Source organism: Burkholderia sp. MSMB1498, from assembly GCF_001526245.1.
Classification (GTDB): Bacteria; Pseudomonadota; Gammaproteobacteria; order Burkholderiales; family Burkholderiaceae; genus Burkholderia; species Burkholderia savannae.
Genome location: NZ_LOYJ01000036.1, coordinates 38,444 through 56,575 on the forward strand (window position 1 = coordinate 38,444; position 18,132 = coordinate 56,575).

The 18,132-nt window shown below is 65.8% G+C and carries 16 protein-coding genes; 10 read left to right on the forward strand and 6 right to left on the reverse strand.

The features are described 5' to 3' along the window. Window positions 1–2: 2 nt before the first annotated feature. The 4 genes from WS91_RS07335 to WS91_RS07350 all read left to right on the forward strand — a co-directional run bounded on the left by WS91_RS07335 (window position 3) and on the right by WS91_RS07350 (window position 4,721). Window positions 3–1,274 (forward strand): high-affinity branched-chain amino acid ABC transporter permease LivM, encoded by a 1,272-nt coding sequence (locus tag WS91_RS07335; RefSeq protein WP_038752622.1) that lies wholly within the window; start codon window positions 3–5, stop codon window positions 1,272–1,274. Further along, on the forward strand, window positions 1,271–2,044 hold the full coding sequence (livG, locus tag WS91_RS07340; RefSeq protein WP_038752619.1) for a high-affinity branched-chain amino acid ABC transporter ATP-binding protein LivG: 774 nt from the start codon (window positions 1,271–1,273) through the stop codon (window positions 2,042–2,044). The genes WS91_RS07335 and livG overlap by 4 nt, the downstream gene beginning before the upstream one ends. Next, window positions 2,044–2,745: an ABC transporter ATP-binding protein gene (locus tag WS91_RS07345; RefSeq protein WP_038752616.1), complete on the forward strand. Its 702-nt coding sequence runs from the start codon at window positions 2,044–2,046 to the stop codon at window positions 2,743–2,745. Before livG ends, WS91_RS07345 begins: the two co-directional genes overlap by 1 nt. A 728-nt stretch (window positions 2,746–3,473) precedes the next feature. Next, window positions 3,474–4,721: a peptidoglycan DD-metalloendopeptidase family protein gene (locus WS91_RS07350; protein WP_038752614.1), complete on the forward strand. Its 1,248-nt coding sequence runs from the start codon at window positions 3,474–3,476 to the stop codon at window positions 4,719–4,721. Window positions 4,722–4,966: 245 nt separating this feature from the next. On the opposite strand, the gene WS91_RS07355 is transcribed toward WS91_RS07350, so the two are convergent. Both WS91_RS07355 and WS91_RS07360 read right to left on the reverse strand, forming a co-directional pair. Then, window positions 4,967–5,257, reverse strand: coding sequence for a 2Fe-2S iron-sulfur cluster-binding protein (locus tag WS91_RS07355; RefSeq protein WP_038752611.1), 291 nt, complete (start codon window positions 5,255–5,257; stop codon window positions 4,967–4,969). Between the two features lie 175 nt (window positions 5,258–5,432). Next, on the reverse strand, window positions 5,433–7,382 hold the full coding sequence (locus WS91_RS07360; protein WP_059670012.1) for a sigma-54-dependent Fis family transcriptional regulator: 1,950 nt from the start codon (window positions 7,380–7,382) through the stop codon (window positions 5,433–5,435). Between the two features lie 268 nt (window positions 7,383–7,650). On the opposite strand from WS91_RS07360, the gene WS91_RS07365 reads away from it, so the two are divergent. Together WS91_RS07365 and WS91_RS07370 are read left to right on the forward strand one after the other, a co-directional pair. After that, window positions 7,651–7,845, forward strand: coding sequence for a DUF2964 domain-containing protein (locus WS91_RS07365; protein WP_038752606.1), 195 nt, complete (start codon window positions 7,651–7,653; stop codon window positions 7,843–7,845). 605 nt (window positions 7,846–8,450) lie between these two features. Then, window positions 8,451–8,738, forward strand: a complete 288-nt coding sequence (locus WS91_RS07370) for a DUF1488 domain-containing protein (protein ID WP_038752603.1) — start codon at window positions 8,451–8,453, stop codon at window positions 8,736–8,738. 1,002 nt (window positions 8,739–9,740) lie between these two features. Here WS91_RS07370 and WS91_RS07375 read toward each other — a convergent pair. Further along, window positions 9,741–11,042 carry an NCS2 family permease gene (locus WS91_RS07375; RefSeq protein ID WP_038752600.1) on the reverse strand — a complete coding sequence of 434 codons (1,302 nt, stop codon included), beginning with the start codon at window positions 11,040–11,042 and terminating at the stop codon, window positions 9,741–9,743. Window positions 11,043–11,441: 399 nt separating this feature from the next. On the opposite strand from WS91_RS07375, the gene WS91_RS07380 reads away from it, so the two are divergent. The 3 genes from WS91_RS07380 to WS91_RS07390 all read left to right on the forward strand — a co-directional run bounded on the left by WS91_RS07380 (window position 11,442) and on the right by WS91_RS07390 (window position 13,110). Further along, a complete protein-coding gene (locus WS91_RS07380) occupies window positions 11,442–11,924 on the forward strand; it encodes an NlpC/P60 family protein (protein ID WP_059670013.1) in 483 nt (160 codons plus the stop codon). A 189-nt stretch (window positions 11,925–12,113) separates the two neighbouring features. Then, complete coding sequence (locus tag WS91_RS35600; RefSeq protein WP_156432312.1) at window positions 12,114–12,398, forward strand: hypothetical protein; 285 nt, start codon at window positions 12,114–12,116, stop codon at window positions 12,396–12,398. A 427-nt stretch (window positions 12,399–12,825) separates the two neighbouring features. Further along, the gene (locus tag WS91_RS07390) at window positions 12,826–13,110 is read left to right on the forward strand and encodes a hypothetical protein (protein WP_038752594.1); all 285 of its coding nucleotides are present in this window, start codon (window positions 12,826–12,828) and stop codon (window positions 13,108–13,110) included. Between the two features lie 733 nt (window positions 13,111–13,843). Here the strand turns inward: WS91_RS07390 and WS91_RS07400 are convergent. Continuing rightward, complete coding sequence (locus WS91_RS07400) at window positions 13,844–14,230, reverse strand: DUF2917 domain-containing protein (RefSeq protein ID WP_059670015.1); 387 nt, start codon at window positions 14,228–14,230, stop codon at window positions 13,844–13,846. Window positions 14,231–14,891: 661 nt separating this feature from the next. Further along, on the reverse strand, window positions 14,892–15,617 hold the full coding sequence (locus tag WS91_RS07405) for a sulfite exporter TauE/SafE family protein (RefSeq protein WP_038752587.1): 726 nt from the start codon (window positions 15,615–15,617) through the stop codon (window positions 14,892–14,894). Window positions 15,618–15,733: 116 nt separating this feature from the next. Between WS91_RS07405 and WS91_RS07410 the strand changes: the two genes are divergently transcribed. Further along, on the forward strand, window positions 15,734–16,615 hold the full coding sequence (locus tag WS91_RS07410) for a LysR substrate-binding domain-containing protein (RefSeq protein ID WP_059670016.1): 882 nt from the start codon (window positions 15,734–15,736) through the stop codon (window positions 16,613–16,615). Window positions 16,616–16,644: 29 nt separating this feature from the next. Here WS91_RS07410 and phnY read toward each other — a convergent pair whose 3' ends face one another. Then, window positions 16,645–18,117, reverse strand: a complete 1,473-nt coding sequence (gene phnY / locus WS91_RS07415) for a phosphonoacetaldehyde dehydrogenase (RefSeq protein WP_059578865.1) — start codon at window positions 18,115–18,117, stop codon at window positions 16,645–16,647. Window positions 18,118–18,132: the final 15 nt, after the last annotated feature.

Consider the following 18,132-nt stretch of genomic DNA (forward strand, 5'->3'; position numbering starts at 1 on the left):
CCATGAATCAAGCGATGACTTCCGTCCGCACGACGGCCGGCGTGCCGGCCGTGCGATCGCTCAAGCACGCGGTGACGGCCGCCGTGCTGACCGCGATCCTCACGGTGCCGATCCTCGGCCTTCAACTGAAGCTCGACGGCTATCAGGTCGTTCTCGAAGCGCACTGGCGGCCGGTCTGGATCGCGGTCGCCGCCGTGTTCCTGTTTCAGTTGTTCAAGCCCGCGCTCGTGCGCGCGAAGGCGGCCGTGCGCATGCCCGCGACGCCGCCGCTCGGCGCGCGCGAGCAGCGCGCGATCGTCTGGGCGCTCGTCGCGTTCGGCTTCGTGTGGCCGTTCTTCGGCTCGCGCGGCGCGATCGACGTCGCGACGCTCGCGCTCATCTACGTGATCCTCGGCCTCGGCCTGAACATCGTCGTCGGCTTCGCCGGCCTGCTCGATCTGGGCTACGTCGGCTTCTATGCGGTCGGCGGCTACACATATGCGCTTCTCAACCAGTACTTCGGGCTCACGTTCTGGGAATGCCTGCCGCTCGCCGCGCTCGCGTCGGCGACGTTCGGCTTCGTGCTCGGCTTTCCGGTGCTGCGGCTGCGCGGCGACTATCTCGCGATCGTCACGCTGGGCTTCGGCGAGATCATCCGCCTGCTCGCGAACAACCTGACGAGCATCACGGGTGGCCCCGACGGCGTCTCCGGCATCCCGAAGCCGACGGTGTTCGGCTTCGAGATGGCGCGAAGCGCGAGCGTCGAGGGCGCGAAAACCTTCCACGAGCTGATCGGACTCGAGTACAGCGGCGAGCACGTCGTGATCTTCCTGTACCTGATCGCGCTGCTGCTCGTCTGTTTCACGCTCTTCGTGACGAGCCGGTTGATCAGGATGCCGATGGGTCGCGCATGGGAGGCGCTGCGCGACGACGAGATCGCGTGCCGCTCGCTCGGCCTCAATCCGACGCGCATCAAGCTGTCGGCGTTCACGCTCGGCGCGTCGTTCGCCGGCATCGGCGGTGCGTTCTTCGCGGCGCGCCAGGGGCTCGTGAATCCGGAGTCGTTCACGTTCATCGAATCCGCGCTGATTCTCGCCATTGTCGTGCTGGGCGGAATGGGCTCGCAGCTCGGCGTGATTCTCGCGGCGATCCTGCTGACCCTGTTGCCCGAGATCGCGCGCGGTTTCGCCGAATACCGGATGCTGATGTTCGGCCTCGTGATGGTGTTGATGATGATGTGGCGTCCGCAGGGCCTGCTGCCCGCGAGCCGCCCCCACGTGGAGCTGCCGCAATGAGCGCGACGACGGAAATGTTGAAGGTGTCCGCGCTGCAGATGCGCTTCGGCGGCCTGCTCGCGGTGGACGGGATCGATTTCGACGTGCGCCGCGACGAGGTGTTCGCGATCATCGGCCCGAACGGCGCGGGCAAGACGACGGTGTTCAACTGCATCGGCGGGTTCTATCGGCCGACGGCGGGCAGCGTCGTGCTCGACGGCCATTCGATCGGCGGGCTGACGAGCCACCTGGTCGCGCGCAAGGGGCTCGTGCGCACGTTCCAGAACATTCGGCTCTTCAAGTCGCTGACGGTCGTCGAGAACCTGCTCGTCGCGCAGCATCGGCAGGTGAAGTCGGGGCTCTTTCACGGCCTCTTCGCGACGCCCGCGTATCGCCGCGCGGAACGCGACGCGCTCGAGCGCGCGGCCGTGTGGCTCGACCGGATGAATCTGACGGCGGTCGCGAACCGGCCCGCGGGCACGCTCTCGTATGGCCATCAGCGCCGCCTCGAGATCGCGCGTTGCATGATCACGAACCCGCGCCTGCTGATGCTCGACGAGCCGGCGGCGGGCCTCAATCCGCAGGAGAAGGTCGAACTGCAGCAACTGATCGACCGGCTGCGCCGCGAGTTCGGCGTCGCGGTGCTGCTGATCGAGCACGACATGAGTCTCGTGATGGGCGTCTCGGATCGCATTCTGGTGATGGAGCACGGCCGGCCGATCACGATCGGCCGGCCCGACGAAGTGCGCAACGATCCGCGCGTGATCAAGGCCTATCTGGGAGAGGAGTGATGCTGAAGCTGGAGAAGGTCCATACGCACTACGGCGCGATCGAGGCGCTGTCGGGCGTGTCGATCGAAGTGAAGAAGGGCGAGATCGTCACGCTGATCGGCAGCAACGGCGCGGGCAAGACGACGCTGATGATGACCGTGTGCGGCACGCCGCGCGCGTCGAGCGGGCGCGTGCTGTTCGAGGGCAGCGACATCACCGCGATGCCGACGCACGAGATCATGCGCCAGGGGCTCGCGATCTCGCCGGAAGGGCGCCGCGTGTTTCCGAGCCTCACCGTGCTGGAGAATCTGAAGATGGGCGGCTTCTTCGCGAGCCGCCATGAGATCGACGAGGGCGTCGAGCATGTCTATCGCCTGTTTCCGCGGCTGAAGGAGCGCTCGGGGCAGCGGGCGGGCACGATGTCGGGCGGCGAGCAGCAGATGCTCGCGATCGGCCGCGCGCTGATGAGCCGGCCGCGCCTGCTGCTGCTAGACGAGCCGACGCTCGGCCTTGCGCCGCTCGTGATCGCGCAGATCTTCGACATCATCCGGACGATTCGCGACGAGGGCGTGACGGTGTTCCTCGTCGAGCAGAACGCGCACAAGGCGTTGCAGGTCGCCGATCGCGGCTATGTGCTCGAGACGGGGCGGGTCGTGCTCGCCGACACCGGCGCGAACCTGCTGGCGAACGACGGAATCCGCAGCGCGTATCTCGGCGCGTAGGACGGCGGCATCGCGGGCACGTCGCTCGCGCAACGAAACCGGCGGACGAACGCGCATCTCGGAAAATTAGAACATGGCGCGTTCGGTCGCATTCTCCGGTCAATGCGATTGTGTTTCAGGTTACATAACCGCCGATTCGAACGGATTCATGTAATAACGGCATTTATTTTTTAGAACCGCATCTTATCGGCGTGCATCATGAACGCGGTGAATGTCGATTTTTCCTGATCCGGTCGGCCGATTCATCGGTTGCCCGTGATTCTCGTGGATCATTGCATGCGTGACATTAAGCGCCTGAAAAAGAAGGCGTTTTGTGTTCTTGTTCGCATGACGGACATGCTTGGTCAGATCGATCGATCCGGCTCCGACATCATTCGGATTCCTTCCTTATTCGCCGTTTCGTGGCGAGTAAATTCTCATGCGCCTATCAGAAACAATCACTATTTCAATATACGTTTCTGGTGCCAATATCGATGAAATAGTGGGATGGCTGCCTTCGTAAATCCGATCGATTTGTCGATTGCAAGGTTTACTTTTAGAGGAAAGTCACTATGATTCCCGGGGCGTAAGGGCTTTGTCGGTTTGGTCAAGCTGCTAAGCAGTCCGAATCGAGCTGTCAAGGTTCACCGTGGGATCGCTGTGGTCGCGTCGGCCGACGACACCGCATCGGGCCGCAGTCGGTCCCGTCCGTCGAAATGACGACGTTCACTGATAAGGGAGGCGTTCTTATGGGCCCGATGGTCTGGCGTAGTGCATCCGATTCCATCAAGCGTTTGATGGCCGTGCCGTTGATGGCGGCAGGCCTGTCCGGCGCCGCGTATGCGGTGCCCGTCGATGCACCGGACCTGCAGCAGGCAATCCGGCAGGCTTTCTCCACTCGGCTCGGCAAGCAGGGGCCGGCCGCGCCCGCTGCGCGCGACGACGTGATCGAGCCGATCAAGTCGGATCAGGAGGCCGGATGGGTGTTCGGCACCGTTACGCAGGTCGTTCCGAACGACTCGCCGGCCTACCCCGTGTCGAAGCTCTTCGTCGCGCAACGCGCAAAGGACGGATGGGTCGTCGGCATCGAAGGCACCGATGCGTTTTATGCGCTTGCCGCCGCGGCGCCGGCGAAGCTGCTGCCCCGCGACGAGCGCGCGCATCTGAATGCAGGCCGCGCGCCCGCCGCGTCGCGGCCGAGCGCGGCGGCGGGGCAGACGGGGCTTGCGCTGCCGTGGCAGCAAGGCGCCGCGTGGTATTGGACGGGCGGCGCGCATGGCTGGAGCGGCGAAAGCCGCCCGTTCAACTCGCTCGACTTTTCCATCGGCAACGGCCAGGTGCTCGCCGCGCGTGGCGGCGTTCTCTACAAAAGCTGCGAGCGCAACGGCAGCGCGATCGTCAAGGTCGTCCACGACAACGGCTATGCGACCACGTACTACCACATGGTTCAGCTGACTCAGGCTGGCAGCGGCACGCGCGTGCGCCAGGGCGAATACCTCGGGCGCGTCGGCAACGGCCTGCCGTGCGGTGGGCAGACGACCGGGCCGCACGTGCACTTCGCGCTGAGCCAGGGCGGCAGCGATGTGCCCGTGAACGGCAAGACGATCGGCGGCTGGCAGTTCTTCGAAGGCGGCGGTGCGTATTCGGGCTATGCGATCCGCAATCAGCGGCGCGTGTCCGTGCAGGCGTCACTCACCAATTACGGCTCGGAGGACAGCGGCGGGCCGGCCGAACCGTCGCCGTCCGTGAAGGCGACCGTGCAGGCGCCGGGGCCTGTGAACCTGCGCAGCGCGCCGTCGCTGTCCGCTTCGGTCGTCGGCACCGTCGCGAACGGCGCGACGGTCCAGCTCGCGTGCTATGCGTACGGCGATACGGTGCGGGGCAACTGGGGTGCGACGCGGCTCTGGTATCGGCTCGGCTCGAATCAATGGGTGTCGGACGGTTTCGTCCATACGGGGAGCAACGATCCTGTCGTGTCGGCCTGCACCAGCCGATGACGGCGGCCGTTGTCTGTCCGCGTGCACGCAGGCGTTGCGCGGCGTCGGCGCGATTCGCGGCGCGAGCGGTGTGGTGTCGACTGTCGAGCGAAGCGCGCTCGATACGCGGCCGTGCATGTCTTTCGACCATGTGATCGGCGGCGGCCCGGCTGTCGGGCGGGCGCGCGGCGGCATGCGATCATGCCCGCCGTGCGCGGCCCGGCGCGGACACCTGCGATCTCCTTGCACGATCCCCGCGCGTGCGTTCATTCGGCGTCAGGCACCTCGATGACGAGATCGGATCGCGCGATCGCGACGCACGGCAGGATGTAGCCTTCCGCTTTTTCTTCGGCGCTCACGCCGGGCCAGTCGATCCGGTAGACGATCGAGCCTTCGCGCAGACGGCACAGGCAGGTCCGGCACGTGCCGTTGCGGCACGAGCGCGGCAGCGATACGCCGGCGAAGCCCGCGGCTTCGAGCAGCGACAGCGATTCGGGCGCGTCGAAGCCGGCTCCGAGCGGCTCGACTCGCACCCAGTGCGAACGTTCTTCGGTCATGCGATCGTAAGCGGCGGCGCGGTGTCGTGGACGATGAAGCCGCAAGGATACCCGATGCGCTCGCGCGTTTCGCCGCGCACGCAGCGCGGCCCATCTGCGCATCGTACGCAAGGCCGCACGCGCGGCGCCGCGCTCGCCGTCCGCGGCTGGCTGCGGCACCGGCGGCACCGACGATTCAGACGCCCGGCGGCCGTCGTCTGCGCAGATGTCGATAAACGGTGTTGCGCGCGAGCCCGAGCTCGCGCGCGGCCGCCGACACGTTGCCGCGATGCCGGTCGAGCGCGCCGTCGATCAGCGCGAACTGATGGGCTTGCAGCGTCGGCGCGGCGGTGGCGAACGCCGCTGCCGCGCCGGCCGCGTCGCCGTCGGTGGGTGTCGCCGTGGCTTCCCGCGCGGGCTGCGGGCAGTCGAGCCAGAAATCGTCGGGCAAATGCTCGACGTCGATTTGCGTTTCGCCTTCGGCGAGCATCCCGGCCGTGCGCAGCACGTTCGTCAGTTGACGCAGATTGCCGGGCCAGCGGCAGCGCGCAAACGCGGCGAGCACGGCCGGCGACACGGCGGCGGGCATCGGCTCGCTACGCGCGAGCCGCGCGAGCACGCGGGCGACGAGCGTCTCGAGGTCCGAGCGCTCGGCCAGCGCCGGCAGCGTCACCGCGAGGCCGTTGATCCGGTAGAACAGATCCTCGCGGAACGTGCCGGCGGCGATCATCCCGCGCAGATCGCGGTGCGTCGCGCAGACGATCCGCAAATCCACCGGCACCGCGCGCGCGCCGCCGAGCGGCATCACCGCGCGTTCCTGCAGCACGCGCATCAGCCGCACCTGCTGCGCGAGCGGCATGTCGCCGATTTCGTCGAGAAACAGCGTGCCGCCGTCCGCCTGCGCGATCTTGCCGGGGCTGCCGCGCTTGCGTGCGCCGGTGAACGCGCCGTCCTCGTAGCCGAACAGCTCCGCTTCGATCAGCGAATCAGGCAACGCCGCGCAATTGACCGCGACGAACGGACCGTCGCGGCGCGGCGACGCACGATGCAGCGCCCGCGCGAGCCATTCCTTGCCGGTGCCGGTTTCGCCGAGCACGAGCACCGGCAGGTCGCGCCCGCGCACCTTGCCGACGCGCTGCAGCACGGCGGCCATGCGCGCATCGCCCGTGTCGAGCGTCGCGAACGTGATCGCGTCGGGATCGTCGTCGCGCGTGCTCTCGGCGTTACGGGGCGGCGCGATGCGGCTCGTCACCGGAACGGCCGTGCGCTGCGCATCCGCGAATTCACAGCGCGCGCGCACGCGCACGCCGCTGCCGAGCGTCAGCGCGAAGCACGCGAGCGGCTCGTGCGCCGCATGCTGCGCGAGCTTCGCGAACGACAGGCCGAACAGCTCGTCGCAGCCGCGATGCTGCAGCGCATCGAAACCAGCGCCGAGCTGGAATTGCGCGCTGCGGTTTGCCGCGATCAGCGCGCCGCTCGGGCTGAACGCGACGAGGCCCGCGAACAGCGAGTCGACGAATTCGTCGTGTGCGTGAAAGCGCACGCGCAGCGCGTCGGCGCACTGGTTCGCGAACAAATGATTCTCGATCAGTTGCGCGGACATCTTCACGAGCGCGAGCGTGTGCGAGCTGAAGCCGCGCGGATCGCCGCTCACGTCCAACGCGCCGAGGATGCGGTCGAAGGGATCGACGATCGGCGCGCACGAGCAGGTCAGCACGTGATTCGCGCGCAGGAAATGCTCGGCGCCGTGGACGGCGAGCGCCTGGCCCGAGGCGAGCGCCGTGCCGATCGCGTTGGTGCCGCGCGTGTCCTCCGCCCACGACACGCCGGGGCAGAGCGCGACACGATTCGCCTTCTCGACGAAATCGGCGTCGCCGATGCTGTGCAGGATCACGCCGTCCCGATCGGTCAGGAGCACGAGGCTTTGCGTGTCGGCGATCTGCGTGTGCAGCGTGTCCATCACCGGGCGCGCATGCGTGTACAGCGACTGGCTGCCGTCGATCAGTTCGCGCAGCGCGGTGCGCGACAGCGGCGAAAAATCGGGCAATTCGGATGCGCGCAGGCCCACCGACGATGAGCGGGCGTGCGCTTGCGCGAGCAGGTCGACGCGGCTCGCCACGGCGGGCAGCACGGAAGATTGCGGCATGACTTGTCTCCATGGGGCCCGCCGACGGAGTGTGCGCTCCGCTCGACCGGCGCAGCGGTGGACGTGGCGGCGCGGGCACGCCCATCATACAAGCGCCGCGCGCGATGTGCGACCGCAAATCGAATTTCGCTTGCTTTTGTGCCCCGGCCTGCAATGATGGAAACAGGGTGCGCACGCGCCGCGCCCCGCCCGGACCGATGCGGAAATCATGAACGGTCCCCGCAATTCAGCATGCGCCGCGACATGCATCCGTTCGGGGAGAATCATCATGGTTCGGACGGAACTGAGAGTGGTGCTCGCCGCGATCGCGACGTTCGTCTCGCTGGCCGGCATTGCCGTGGCGATCCACGGATTGTTGTTCGACCAGGATGCTGCGGTGCGATATGGCGCTGCGGCGATTGCGCTCGGCGTGACGACTTGCGCGGTTGCACTGAACGTCTGGCCGAAGGACGAAAAGAAGTGAGCGGGATGGCCTGCGGGCGGCGCGACGGCGAGCGCGCTCGCGGCGCCGTGGGGCCCGATCGGCTCGCGCGTTGTGCGACGCGACGAGCGCTGCCGAATGCGATCGGTATATAACCCGCATGCCCGTCGCAATATAAAGGGCTTTGGCGCGGCGGTGCGCGCGTCGACTCGAGCGAAGGCCATCGAAGCTCGTTCGCGCGAAACCCGACGGCCCGCGAGCGGAGTTCGCCGGTCGACGAACCGCACGCGGAAATGCGGTGCGGACCATCGCGCCCTCTCGTTTGCAACTGCCTGACACCGGGATTCGCAGTCGAATCCGGTGTGCGATTCCCACGACGATTCATCGCACGATTCTTCCTGCAGTCAAGCCGTTGCGCGGTCAATTGACAGAAGAATGCGCGGGAGCCTGCGCGCGCGCAGGGTTTTTTGACGAAATCTTGTGTCGTGCCGGAAAGCGACTAAAGTGAAGTCAACCGGAGCATCCGGCGAGCGCGCGCCGCTCGCCGCACGACAGCCGCTCCGGTCAGCCCGCGCGCTTCCGGCCGGCGAACCCTTCCGGCGGCACGCGGTTTCTTGCATTCTCGAGCTACGGCAAAGGCGGTTCCGATGCAGATCCAGTTCACGAACGATGCGCCCGAATATTCGGGGCGCGAATTGACGCTCGCGTTCATGGCGATGGTCGACGGCGAGCCGGTTCAATGCCATATCACCGCCGAGGCGCTCGAGGACCATTACGGTGCCGCTTCGCCGCGCTTCGAGGATATGGTGGGGGCGTTCGATGCGCACCGGCTCCGTATCGAGGCCGCGGCGCGACGCCTGTTGTCCGAGACCCGCGCGCAATGCGTGGTGTTGAGAAGCGGGTACGTCAGGTTTTACGAGGCGAACGTGCGCTAGATTGCGCCGACTTCGCGAACGAGCGCTGCCCGCGGGTGGCGCTCGTTTGTTTTGAGCCGGAGCGGATTCGTTCGGCATGCTTGCGAGATGCGGCGGGCAGGCCTGCGTCGACACGCGGGCGTGTTCGCTTCTGCGGGTCGTTGATTTGAGGATCGCGGCAGTGGGCGGCATGCGCGCGACGATGCGTTGCGTTGCGTGGCCGTGGCCGGCTGCGCTTGCGCGAGCGCAGCGTCGGTTGTTCGTCGGGCTTCGTTCGGTCGCTTGCGAGCCGTTTATCGAACCGCTTTTTGAGCCGCTAATCGATTCGCTTATCGAGCCGCCTGTCGACGAGCGCGCAGGCGCGCTTCGAATGGTCGCGATGAGAACACGTGCTCCTTCCGGGCGCGACTGTCGCGGCGTTGCATGTTTCGCGGATCTCTCTTCGCAGTCGACTCTCGCACCGTCGAATCATCGGTTGCCGACGAGCCGTTCCGCCGCGCAAGCGAGCTTATTGGCCGCGCGCCGAATCGGTCGCTCGCGGTCGAGCTTCGTTCGATCGGTTATCCTAAAGACGAATGCGTCGCTGTTTGCGCCGAATGGAATTCGCAGTGAGGACGCCGGCTTCGTTGACGTCCTTCGGTCGGATATTACGTCGGACTCTCGCCGGTGTGCGGATGCGTCAGCGGTGACGTTCCTATTGCGTTCTGTCGCGGTCATAGCAGCCTCGCGAACGCACGAGCAAGCGCGCATGGGAGCCGCACGCGTGACAATCGCCGCCGGATCGCGGCGAGACGTCTTGCCGGCGCGCAACTGTCGCGCGGGCGGCGGGCTAGTTGGGAATTCAAGCATTGCCGACGAATCTGTCGCCCGGCGCATGCCGTCGTTGCGTCGGCTTCCGAGATCGCGCATCGTCGCGCGGCATTACCGTTCCCCATACGGCTGCGTCGTCGCCCGCGCGTCCAGACGCGGACGAGCCGTTTGCGGCGGCAGTCGCTTGCGCGTTCGCCGCCGCGCGTCGCGCCGTTATTCGGCGCCGAGGTAGAAGTAGCGGAACAGGAAGATCGCTGCGATGATCCAGACGATCGGCTTCACCTGCTTCGCGTGGCCCGTCAGCAGCTTGAGGCCGCCGTAGGCGATGAAGCCGAACGCGACGCCGTTCGCGATCGAGTACGTGAACGGCATCAGCAACGCGGTGAGCGCGGCGGGCACGGCCTCCGTCGCATCGTCCCACGGCACGTCGACCATGTCGCGCAGCATCAGGCACGACACGTACAGCAGCGCCGGCGCAGTCGCGTAGCCGGGCACGACGCTCGCGAGCGGCGCGATGAAGAGGCATGCAATGAACAGCACGGCGACCGTGATCGCGGTAACGCCGGTGCGCCCGCCCGCCTGCACGCCGGATGCGCTTTCGATGTATGCGGTCGTCGACGACGTGCCGAGCACCGAGCCCGCGACGATCGCGGTGCTGTCGGCGAGGAGTGCCTTGTTCAGGCGATGCATCTTGCCTTCGACGAGGAGCCCCGCGCGATTCGCGACGCCCATCAGCGTGCCCGTCGCATCGAACAGCTCGACGAGGAAGAACACGAGGATCACGTTGATGATGCCCGTCGACAGCGCGGCGCCGATGTCGAGCTTGAACAGCGTCGCGTCGATCGACGGCGGTGCGGAGAAGATTCCGTGAAACTCGTTGCCGCCGAAGAAGAACGACAGGATCGTCACGCCGATGATGCCGATCAGGATCGCGCCGCGCACGCGCAGGTAATCGAGCGTGACGATCGCGAAGAAGCCGATGATTGCGAGGACCGTCGTCGGCTTGTGCAGATCGCCGAGCGTGACGAGCGTCGCCGGGCTGCCGACGATCACGCCCGCCGTTTTCAGCGAAATGATGCCGAGGAAAAGGCCGATGCCCGCGGTGATCGCGATGCGCAGCGACTTCGGAATCCCATTGACGATCACTTCGCGCACGCGAAACAGCGTGACGAGCAGAAACAGGCAGCCGGAGATGAACACCGCGCCGAGCGCGGCCTGCCACGTAAAGCCCATGCCCTTGACGACGGTGTAAGCGAAATACGCGTTGAGGCCCATGCCCGGCGCGCAGGCGATCGGGTAGTTCGCGTACAGGCCCATGATGACCGATGCGAGCGCGGCGACGAGGCACGTGGCGACGAAGACGGATTCCTTCGGCATGCCCGCATCACCGAGAATCGCGGGGTTGACGAAGATGATGTAGGCCATCGTCAGGAACGTGGTGACGCCCGCGAGTATTTCGGTGCGCAAGTCGGTTCCGGCTTCCGCGAAGCCGAAGTACCGTTTGATCGATTCCATGTGGGCGATTCTCCGGTCGAGTAGTCGTGTTGCTGAATGCTTTGTGAGTTGTGTTGCCCGCGTGGCGGACGTACTGTAACCAGCCACTATTGGGCGGCCATCGGCGGATTGTAATAGCGGACATAGGCGGGACGATATATTTGCGGCGATTGATCGCGATTCGACATCGCGCTCGCGGCGGCTCGCGCAGCGAGCGCGGCGAGAATTCGGGCGGGCGGCGTCCGCGCACGCGTTCGTCGGCGAGTCGTTAAAATGACCGCTTGCCGGTAGCGAGAAGGGCGTGCGCCGCGTGCGGCGCCCTGGCGGCGTCGAACAACGAACAACGAACGGCGTCGACGCCCGTGCCGGTGCGCCGCCTATTCACGAACTGGAGAGTTCAGCTTGACGTCGATCGCTCGAATGCATGAAAGCGTCGTGCCGGCGCACGGCGAACAGCAAGCCGATGCCGGCCATCCTGCCTGGATGTCCGTCGCGCTCGCGGAACAGGGCGTTCGGCGTTTCAGGGCCGGCGCAAGCAATCCGCGCATCATCGAATACAACGGCTGCACGAATCTCGCCGGCTACGACGACAAGATTTCGTGGTGCTCGTCGTTCGTCAACTGGTGTTTCGCGCGCGTCGGGATATCGGGAACGGGCTCGGCGCTCGCGCGATCGTGGCTCGAGTGGGGCCGTGCGCTGAGCGAGCCGGCCTATGGATGCGTCGCCGTGCTGACGCGCGATCGTCCGACGAGCTGGCGAGGGCATGTCGGCTTCTATGTGCGGCACGACGACGAACGCGTGTATCTGTTCGGCGGCAATCAACGCGGCGCGGTACGCGAGTTCGCGTATGCGCGTTCGAGGCTGCTCGGTTACCGGTGGCCCGACGAAGGCGGGCTCCGATGACGGACGGAATGCGGCCTGCGGATGAACGTTGCGCGTGACTGACGCATTGCGCGCGTTGTGCGCGCCGCACGCGACGCCGAGCCGGCGACGACATGCGGTGCGTGGCGGGTCGACGCGCCGCGCACGAATGACGGCTTGATATGCGCACGAGTGGCGAACAAGTTGCGTGCGAGTGGCGGACCGTCATGCATGGTTCGCATTGCCGATCGTAATATCTTCGAAAGCAACGGCGAGCCGTATCGCAGGCGCGACCGAGTGGGCGCATCGAAATCGGCCGAATGCGACGTGATGGACTTTCATGCCGCAATGGCGCGTGCTCGCGCGCTGCGACGGCGCGACGCCCCATTGTCGTGCATGCCGGTACGGCGTCATGTTCGAACGTACGCGGTCGAAACATGCGGCTGCATGGCCAGCCTCGCGCGATTCCTGGCGGATTGCACGGCAGGCAAGCTCGCCGGCTTTGCGGCCGCATGATGCCCGCGCCAATCGCATGAAAAGAAAAAAGTCCATGAGAATCGGCGTAAGGTTTCGGTCGAAAGCATGCGCTGCCGAACGATCGACATCCGGAAATTCACCCAATTCCTGCTACAAATCCGTTGATTTTAGAGATAGGTGTTTACATATATTTTTCGACGGATATTTTTCTTCTGGATCAATGGGATATCGTTGTTTTTTAGGATGTTGCAATAAGGTGGCTTGTGTAAAAGAATGCAAGTCGTCATCGCATTAACGCGATTCTCTCACTAGGATAGAGACAATGCTCGCGTCGGGGCCGTCGGGTGCCGGGAGCGGACGCGGGAATCGGCGCATTTCGCAGTGGCAGCTGAAGGTGAGTGCAGGGGCAGGGTTTCGCAGGTGGGACGCGCCCCACGCGATTTCATCCGTCAATACGGAGGCAAGCATGTTGAACTGGATCAGCCGATGGGCGTTGCGTCACGCCCCCACTCCCGAGAAGAGCGCGGCGTCGATGCTCGTGACTGCACGGATGGAGTTGTTCGCCGCCGAGCAGCGCGTGATCGACGCGAAGCTGCAGGCCGATTACTGGCGCGCGCGCGTGTCGTTTCTCGAAGAGGTGCAGAAGCAAGGCATCGATCCTTGGGTGAGCGCGCAGGTGCAAAAGACCGACGAAGAGCCGTCGACGGCCGTGCGCGGCGCGTCGGGGCCGCGTCTCGCGGCGAGCACGTAACGTCGCGTGCGAACGGTTCGCGGCGTGCGGCACGTGCCCGCCGGCCGCGATGTTTTCGGCGCGCTTTGTCGTGCGCGCTTCGCCGCCATTTCGAGCGCGCCGTTCATCGATCGGGGCGTCGTCGTTCAACACATGCGTTGCGTGCGTTCGTTCGGGGAACGGACCGAACCGGTGCGCGCAACGTTTCCTCATTTTTCCTGAAACGCCGTGCGCGCTTGTATGCACGAATCGCGTGCTCGCGGTCATGCGATTCGGCACGACGTGCGCGATGCGGCTGGCGGCTGGCCGTCGGCGGGGCATCCGCGCGAACCGAGTTCGCAGTTGTCGTGCGTCGACGGATCATCGTGCGCGCATCGCGATTCGAAGGGCGCGCGCGATTTTGTTCGATCGGTCGTGCGTGAGCGCTCCGATCCGATGCATCCGATGACGACGCACGGCCGACGGTATTCGACGGGCGCGGGCGACGGGCGAAGTCGCGTCACGCGGTACCGGCATCGATCGGCCACTTGGTGATTTCGTTTCTCTCGGCTTCGAAATGCATAGCGGTCCTGATGATAGAAGCCGACGCGACTGCGCGAAATTTATGCGACGCGACGGTGAGCTTCACCGTCGCTTTCGCGAGGCGTCCGTTGCTTCGCTTCATCGCGCGAAGCAACGGACGCCAAACGGTTCACAACGGCGTTTGTCGCGTCGAGCCGGCGCGGCATGCCTCTGCGTCTGCTCGCACGACGCGTCAACGCGGGCGCGGACTGGTCAGATCCGCCGCGATGTCGAGCAGCCCGTCGATCATGCCGCCGATCCAGCCGCGCCGGCGCGCGTACGCCGTCGTCAGCGAGACCTCCGCGGCGGACGGCCCGTCGGCGCTGAGCCAGATGCGCTCGCCGCGCGGCACGTGCAGCACGTCACCCGGCCGCAGCCAGTAGTCGTCGACGCTGTACGAGCGCGTGAGCCAGATGCGCGAGCTCAGCACGCGGATCTCGGTGTGGCTGCGCGCAAGCCACGTCATCATCGCGCGCGGCTCGAGCGCGAAGTGAAGCGTCATGCGCGGCAGCTGGATCGCGTCATATCCGTCGTGCCGCGTCGAATCGGGACGAAATAACAACCGGCTTGCCTGGTCCATCGTCTTCTCCTGAATAGAGCCGGCGGAAGGAGCGCAGCGCAATGAAAAAGGCCCCAACCGTTTCCGGCGGGGGCCTCTTGACATCCGATGTTGCGGATAGCTAACGCGCGAGCGCCCCCGGTGACACGCCACAACGGGCGTTCATTGGCGGGTGGGCATTTACGATGGCGATGTGCAGGCGCGTATCCATGTCGATGAGTTTCGTCATCCTTCGTTGGCTTGTCAACGAAAATATTGTGGCAAGCGCGATTGCCGTGTTCGCCGGCGCGACGCGGCGTTCGCGACGACGATGCCAGCCGGCGGCGCATGCCGCCGCGGCGCGCGGTCCTCAGTAGGGCGGAACGAATCCGTTGCGCCGCGGCAGCATGGTTCGCGTCACGGCCGGACTGGCGCGGGCGCCGAGTCGTCGAAAGGGGGATGTCGACATCAGATAGGTGGCGCAATGCGAGGCCGCGTGAAGCGATCGCGTGTGCCGTATCGCGGAATCGAGCGGACCGGCGCACGGCGAGTCGTTCGACTCCGCGACGGCAGCGCGAGCCGCAAACGGATCGTTGCCGGATCGTTGCCGAATCGGCAACGTGGCTTCGCCGCAAACGCGAATGGCACGTGGCGCGCCGAGCGCGCAGCGGCTATTCGGTCCGGCTGACGCACGGGCTTCGAATCAGCGCATCGCGCCCCACAGCAGCGTCGTGCCGGCCGACAGCATCACGAGATCGAGCAGCCGGTGGAACGCGCTCGTCGACAGGCGCAGCGTGACCGCCTTGCCGATCGAGATGCCCGCGGATAGCGATGCGCCGACGAGCGTGCCCTTGATCACCACGTCGAGCGGCAGGCCGCCAAGCTGCCCGAACGCGGCAAGCTTGCTCGCATAGACGACGAGCGACGCCGCTGCTTCGGTTGCAAGCAGGCCGCCCTTGAGCAGCCCGTAGGCGGAAAAGATCGGCAGCGTCAGCGGGCCGGTGGAGAACACGATGCCGGTCAGATAGCCGACGACCGCGCCCGCTGCGGACAACTGCCACGCGGACAATGAAAATTCGTTTCGGCTTGCTACGTATCGGTATGGGATCATCGACAGGAAGAACACGCCGAGCGCGCAGTCGACCCATTGCGGCTTGAGCACCCACAGCGTCCGCGCGCCGAGCATGGCGGCCGGCGCGGCGGCGATCGAATAGGCGAAGAACGCTTTCCATGCGATGTCGCGGCGCCACACGTACGCGCGCGAGACGTTGCCCAGCACGGCGGCGATCGCCATGATCGGCACGGCCTGCTTCGGACCGAAATAGAACACGAGCGGCGGCAGCAGCATGATCGACGCACCGGTTCCGATGACGCCGCTGACGACGCCCGCGACGACGCCGATCAGCAATACGATCGCATAAGCAGTCATTGAAAATCCTCTTCGACCAGTCGACCTCCGGATTGGGGACGATCTTGCATCGTAGTCAATCGGCGAGTCGGGCACAGTGCTAAAATTTCACGCATCCGTGACATAAAGTACGAGCCATGTCGGCACTCCCCCCATTGGCGGCAATCCGAACGTTTTTGGTCGCGTGCCGCGCGGGAAGCTTCACGGCGGCAGCCGACGAGCTGTGCGTCACGCACAGCGCGGTCAGCCGCCAGATTCAGACGCTGGAATCGTGGCTCGGCACGAGCCTCTTTGAGAAGGACGGTCAGCGGATGGTCCCGTCCGTGCATGCGCGAGCATTCGCGCAGGAGCTCGGCGGCGCGCTTGACGCGCTGACGGACATCGTTCAGCGCTACGGCAAGGGCAGCGCGCGGCAAGTGCTGCGCATCAGCGTGCCGACGACGTTCGGCATGCGCTGGCTGATTCCCCGTCTCGCGGCGTTTCGCGACGCGCATCCGGACGCGATGGTGCAGGTGTTGACCGTCACGGCGCAGCAACAGCCGAGCGGCGGGAATTGCGACGTCGCGATAAGACGCGACGATCAGGTCTTCAATCCCCAATCGGCGATCCGCTTTCTCAGCGATCATCACACGGTCGTCGCATCGCCGTCGCTGCTGAGCCGCGTGCCGCTCGATCGTCTCGAGGATCTCGCGCGCCATACGATCCTCGAAACCGAAACGCGCCCGCGCCACTGGGACGACTGGTTCGCCGCGGCGAAACTGGACGCGAACCGCTTCACGAGGCGGCAGCGCTTCGATCATTTTCATGTGACGTTCCAGGGCATCGTCGACGATCTCGGCGTCGGCATCGGGCCGGTCGTCACGCTGAGCCGCGATTTCGCGAGCGGCAGGATCGTCGCGCCGTTCGGCGACATCCGGGTGGCGCCGCACGATTACTATGTGGTCACGCCGATCGGCATTCAGAAGACCGCGCTGCATCGCAAGTTCGAGGACTGGCTCGCGGCGGCGGCTGCCGGCTGACGCGCGCCGCATCGCGCATGCCCGTTCCTTCATGCCGCATCGGGTTGCGCGAGCGGGCCCCACGGCAGCGAATAGGTCTTCAGGTTCGTGAAGTTCTTGATCGCCTCCTGCATGCCTTCCTTGCTGCCGAGCCCTGAATCCTTGACGCCGCCAAACGGCGTGCTTTCCATCCGGAAGCCCGGCACCTCCCACACGTTGACGGTGCCGACATCGAGATGGGCGATCAAGTGCATGATGTAGTCGAACCGGTTCGTGCACACGCCCGATGACAATCCGTATCGCGTGCCGTTCGCGATCGCGATTGCTTCGTCGACGCCAGAGAACGTGATCACGGGCGACACGGGGCCGAACGTCTCCTCTTGGACGAGCCGCAGCGCCGGATCGACGCGGTCGAGCACGGTCGGCGCATAGGCGGCGCCGTCGCGGCGATGGCCGAACAACACGCGTGCGCCGGCGTCTGCCGCCTCGTCGACGCGTCGCGCGCATTCGGTCGCGGCCGCATCGTCGATCAGCGTGCCGATGTCGACGTGCTCGTCCATCGGATCGCCGGTTTTCCAGCTTCGGCTGTGTTCGACGAGCAGTTCGATGAACTTGCCCGCGACGGATCGCTCGACAAGGATGCGCTTGACCGCGGTGCAGCGCTGACCGGAATTCTTGTAGGAGCCCCTGGCGGCGAGTCGCGCGGCGCGGTCGAGGTCGGCGTCCTCCATCACGATCAGCGGATCGTTGCCGCCGAGCTCGAGGATCGCGCGCCGATAGCCGGCCATCTCGGCGATCCGCTTGCCGACCGCGACGCTGCCGGTGAACGCGACGAGTTCGACATGCTCGTTGCGAACGAGCTCGGAGCCGACCACGTCCGGCTCGCCGATCACGACGTCGAACATCGGTTCCGGCAATCCGGCTTCGCGAAACAGATCGAGCAGGTACAGCGCCGACAGCGGCGTCTTGTCCGACGGCTTCAGCACGACGCGGTTGTTCGACGCGATCGCCGGACAGATCTTGTGCGCGACCTGGTTCATCGGGTGGTTGAACGGCGTGATCGCGGCGACGACGCCGCGCAGCGGCTCGCGAACGGTGAAGATCTTGCGCTTGTCGGCGCTCGACGTGTTGTCGCACGAGAATGTCTGGCTGTCGTCTCGGTTCAGCTCGACGATCGCCGCGCGCAGCACGTTGATCACGCGGTCGATCTCGTACATCGTGTCCTTGCGGCACAGGCCCGATTCGAGCGTGACGAGGATCGACGCGTCGCGCTTTTCGGCCGCGAGCAACGCGATCGCCTTTTCGAACACGGCGATGCGGTCGTGGCGGCTGAGCGTGCTCCTGAAACGCGCGGCGGCCTGCAGTTTGCGCCGCGCGTCGTCGCCGTCGTTAAGCGGCAGTTCGGCGATCGTTTCGCGATTGTACGGATTGCTGACGATGAGCGTCGTGCCGGACGACGTTTTGCCACGGGCGCCGAGCGCGCGCGCGACGCGGTCGAAAGCGGCGGTGCGATGAGCGGTCAATTGGGCCTCGCAATC

Bases quoted from the DNA above. Each gene is read 5' to 3' on its own strand.
- WS91_RS07375 (WP_038752600.1), bottom strand. From the start codon at position 11,042: ATGGAATCGATCAAACGGTACTTCGGCTTCGCGGAAGCCGGAACCGAC.
- WS91_RS07410 (WP_059670016.1), top strand. From the start codon at position 15,734: ATGTCGGCACTCCCCCCATTGGCGGCAATCCGAACGTTTTTGGTCGCG.
- WS91_RS07370 (WP_038752603.1), top strand. From the start codon at position 8,451: ATGCAGATCCAGTTCACGAACGATGCGCCCGAATATTCGGGGCGCGAA.
- WS91_RS07350 (WP_038752614.1), top strand. From the start codon at position 3,474: ATGGGCCCGATGGTCTGGCGTAGTGCATCCGATTCCATCAAGCGTTTG.
- WS91_RS07335 (WP_038752622.1), top strand. From the start codon at position 3: ATGAATCAAGCGATGACTTCCGTCCGCACGACGGCCGGCGTGCCGGCC.
- WS91_RS07390 (WP_038752594.1), top strand. From the start codon at position 12,826: ATGTTGAACTGGATCAGCCGATGGGCGTTGCGTCACGCCCCCACTCCC.
- WS91_RS07365 (WP_038752606.1), top strand. From the start codon at position 7,651: ATGGTTCGGACGGAACTGAGAGTGGTGCTCGCCGCGATCGCGACGTTC.
- WS91_RS07355 (WP_038752611.1), bottom strand. From the start codon at position 5,257: ATGACCGAAGAACGTTCGCACTGGGTGCGAGTCGAGCCGCTCGGAGCC.
- WS91_RS07380 (WP_059670013.1), top strand. From the start codon at position 11,442: ATGCATGAAAGCGTCGTGCCGGCGCACGGCGAACAGCAAGCCGATGCC.
- WS91_RS07345 (WP_038752616.1), top strand. From the start codon at position 2,044: ATGCTGAAGCTGGAGAAGGTCCATACGCACTACGGCGCGATCGAGGCG.
- WS91_RS07400 (WP_059670015.1), bottom strand. From the start codon at position 14,230: ATGGACCAGGCAAGCCGGTTGTTATTTCGTCCCGATTCGACGCGGCAC.
- WS91_RS07360 (WP_059670012.1), bottom strand. From the start codon at position 7,382: ATGCCGCAATCTTCCGTGCTGCCCGCCGTGGCGAGCCGCGTCGACCTG.
- WS91_RS35600 (WP_156432312.1), top strand. From the start codon at position 12,114: ATGGTTCGCATTGCCGATCGTAATATCTTCGAAAGCAACGGCGAGCCG.
- WS91_RS07405 (WP_038752587.1), bottom strand. From the start codon at position 15,617: ATGACTGCTTATGCGATCGTATTGCTGATCGGCGTCGTCGCGGGCGTC.
- livG (WP_038752619.1), top strand. From the start codon at position 1,271: ATGAGCGCGACGACGGAAATGTTGAAGGTGTCCGCGCTGCAGATGCGC.